Source organism: Streptomyces sp. KR55, assembly GCF_052245645.1.
In the GTDB taxonomy this organism is placed as follows: Bacteria; Actinomycetota; Actinomycetes; order Streptomycetales; family Streptomycetaceae; genus Streptomyces; species Streptomyces flavusporus.
On the sequence record NZ_JBQQCE010000735.1, the window covers coordinates 1 to 3,171 of the forward strand.

A 3,171-nucleotide genomic window follows, 5' to 3' on the forward strand; every position below is an offset into this window, starting at 1 on the left:
TCTTACCGTTGAGTTCGGTGCCCTCGTTGATGTCCGAGTCCGCCTTGACGAGCAGGTCCTGATGGGCCAGCAGGTACGGGCCGGCGAATTCGACCTTCTCCTTGCGCTCGTCGGTGATCGAGTAGGTGGCCGCGATGAACTTCACGTCGCCGCGGGCCAGCGCGTTCTCGCGGTCGGCGCTCTTGGTCTCGACCCACTCGATCTGGTCGGCCTCGTAGCCGAGCTCCTTGGCGACGTAGGTGGCCACGTCCACGTCGAAGCCGGAGAACGAACCGTCGGGCTCCTTCAGACCGAGACCCGGCTGGTCGTATTTGATACCGATCTTGATCTTGTCGCCGCCACCCGAGCCCGAGCCCGAACCCGAGCCGCTGTCGCCGTCGTCGCCGCCGCACGCGGTGGCGGTCAGGGACAGGACAAGCGCGGCGGCCGCCGCGGCGGTGACCTTGCGGAGCTTCATGGTGAACATCCTTTGCGTGGTGAAGGGGACGCGGGCCGTCCGGTGCGGGTGACGCAGCTCGTCGCGGACGCGACGGGCGCGGTCAGTGGTGCAGGATCTTCGACAGGAAGTCCTTGGCGCGGTCGCTGCGCGGATTGCTGAAGAACTGGTCCGGCACAGCCTCTTCGACGATGCGGCCGTCTGCCATGAACACCACACGGTTCGCAGCCGACCGGGCGAAGCCCATCTCGTGCGTGACGACGATCATCGTCATGCCGTCGCGGGCGAGCTGCTGCATGACCTCGAGGACCTCGTTGATCATCTCCGGGTCGAGGGCCGAGGTCGGCTCGTCGAAGAGCATGACCTTCGGGTCCATGGCCAGGGCGCGCGCGATCGCGACCCGCTGCTGCTGGCCTCCGGAGAGCTGGGCGGGGTACTTGTCCGCCTGCGAGGCCACGCCGACCCGGTCGAGCAGGGCCCGCGCCTTCTCCTCGGCCTTCTTCTTGTCCGCCCTGCGGACCTTGATCTGGCCGAGCATCACGTTCTCGAGCACGGTCTTGTGCGCGAAGAGGTTGAACGACTGGAACACCATCCCGACGTCGGCACGCAGCCGGGCCAGCTCCTTGCCCTCCGCGGGCAGCGGCTTTCCGTCGATGGTGATCGCGCCCGAGTCGATCGTCTCCAGGCGGTTGATGGTGCGGCACAGGGTGGACTTCCCGGACCCGGAGGGCCCGATGACCACGACGACCTCGCCGCGGGCGATCGTCAGATCGATGTCCTGGAGTACGTGCAACGCGCCGAAGTGCTTGTTGACATTCTGCAGGACCACGAGCTCGCCGGTCGCGGCCACATCTTCCTTGGCCACCGATACTTCGGTCATCGCTCTCAGGCTCCGTCCTCCTCGCGGTTTCGGAGGACAGTAGCTACCCTACGCGACCTGCGTCATTACATCTGAGGCGAATTTGAGTATCACGATCCGGTAGCAGCCGGACACGTGTCGTAGCACTTGTGGACGGAGCGCGTATCGGCCGGATAACGGAAGCCCTTCGCAACCGGAAGCCTCTTGACGCCGTCCTCACCCATCAGCGTGACTGCCTTGGTGCACGCGCGCGTGCCCGCGATTTCTACCCACACAGACCGTACTGCCGATGAACCGGAGGAGGCTGGGATGAGACTGCTCCTCGTCGAGGACGACAACCATGTCGCCGCCGCTCTGTCCGCGGTCCTGGCGCGGCACGGTTTCGACGTCACGCACGCGCGCAGTGGGGAGGAGGCCCTCCAGGCGCTCGTCCCGGAAGGCCCCGGATTCGGTGTCGTGCTGCTCGACCTCGGCCTGCCCGACCAGGACGGATACGAGGTGTGCAGCAAGATCCGCAAACGCACCAGCACCCCGGTGATCATGGTCACCGCGCGCTCCGACGTCCGTTCCCGCATCCACGGCCTCAACCTGGGCGCCGACGACTACGTGGTGAAGCCGTACGACACGGGGGAGCTGCTCGCCCGGATCCACGCCGTCAGCCGGCGCAGCGTCCCGGAAGATGCCACGGGCAGCAGCGAGGGCGCGCTCCACCTGGGCGCCGTGCGCATCGAGCTGCCCACCCGCCAGGTCAGCGTGGACGGTTCGGTTGTCCAACTGACCCGCAAGGAGTTCGATCTGCTCGCCCTGCTGGCACAGCGCCCCGGGGTGGTCTTCCGCCGGGAACAGATCATCAGCGAGGTGTGGCGTACCAGTTGGGAGGGGACCGGACGCACCCTGGAGGTGCACGTCGCCTCACTGCGCGCCAAGCTGCGCATGCCGGCGCTGATCGAGACCGTACGCGGCGTCGGCTACCGGCTCGTCGCCCCGGCCGGGTAGTGGGGCAGGGTGCGCACACGTCTCCTGCCGCTGCTCATCGTCCTGATGGCGGCCGTACTGCTGGCGCTGGGCATTCCGCTCGCCGTCAGCGTGGCAGCGGCCCAGCAGCAGAAGGTGGTCGTCGACCGGATCGACGACACGGCGTTCTTCGCGGCCCTCGCCCAGTTCGTCACCGCTCCGCCCAGTGGATCCCGCCGCACGGATCCGGACGAGCGGCTGGAGACGCTGAGTCGCGAACTCGAAAGCTACTACAAGGTCTACGGCATTCGTGTCGGTGTCTTCTACGCCAATGACGCCCCCATGGCTCATGCGCCGGCGGACTGGTACCTCCCCCGGGAGGGCGAGGTGCGCAACGCATTCGACGAGGCGCTGCTCAGTCGGCGCAGTGACGACCCCGAGCAGGTGTGGCCGTGGCAGCGGCGCCGGCTCGTCGTCGCGTCGCCGGTCATCCGGGACGGCGACGTCGTCGCGGTCGTGGTCACCGACTCGCCCACGGGACAGATGCGTTCACGGATCCTGTCCGGCTGGCTGGTCATCGCCGCGGGCGAGACGGCCGCGATGCTGCTGGCCGTCGGCGCCGCCCTGCGGCTGACCGGCTGGGTGCTCAGACCCGTCCGGGTCCTGGACGCCACGACGCACGACATCGCCACGGGACGCCTGAAGTCCCGGGTCGCGGCGGCCGGCGGGCCGCCGGAACTCCGCAGGCTCGCCCGATCGTTCAACGAAATGGCGGACAACGTCGAGGCCGTGCTGGAGCAGCAGCGCGCCTTCGTCGCCGACGCCTCGCACCAACTGCGCAACCCGCTGTCCGCACTGCTGCTGCGCATCGAACTGCTCGCCCTCGAACTCCCCGAGGGCAACGAGGAGATCGCCTCGGTCC

General features: G+C 68.0%; 4 protein-coding genes. 2 read left to right on the forward strand and 2 right to left on the reverse strand.

Translation table 11 applies throughout. The features are described from left to right. Positions 1-457 (reverse strand): transporter substrate-binding domain-containing protein (locus ACTWQJ_RS49190; protein WP_443312857.1); only part of this gene is annotated, 457 nt, incomplete at its 3' end. 82 nt (positions 458-539) lie between these two features. Beyond that, a complete protein-coding gene (locus ACTWQJ_RS49195) occupies positions 540-1,316 on the reverse strand; it encodes an amino acid ABC transporter ATP-binding protein (protein WP_443312858.1) in 777 nt (258 codons plus the stop codon). Positions 1,317-1,604: 288 nt separating this feature from the next. Here ACTWQJ_RS49195 and ACTWQJ_RS49200 point away from each other — a divergent pair, with 288 nt between their 5' ends. Together ACTWQJ_RS49200 and ACTWQJ_RS49205 are read left to right on the forward strand one after the other, a co-directional pair. Beyond that, on the forward strand, positions 1,605-2,291 hold the full coding sequence (locus ACTWQJ_RS49200; protein ID WP_443312859.1) for a response regulator transcription factor: 687 nt from the start codon (positions 1,605-1,607) through the stop codon (positions 2,289-2,291). A gap of 9 nt (positions 2,292-2,300) precedes the next feature. Next, the coding region (locus ACTWQJ_RS49205; RefSeq protein WP_443312860.1) for a HAMP domain-containing protein at positions 2,301-3,171 on the forward strand (871 nt) is incomplete at its 3' end.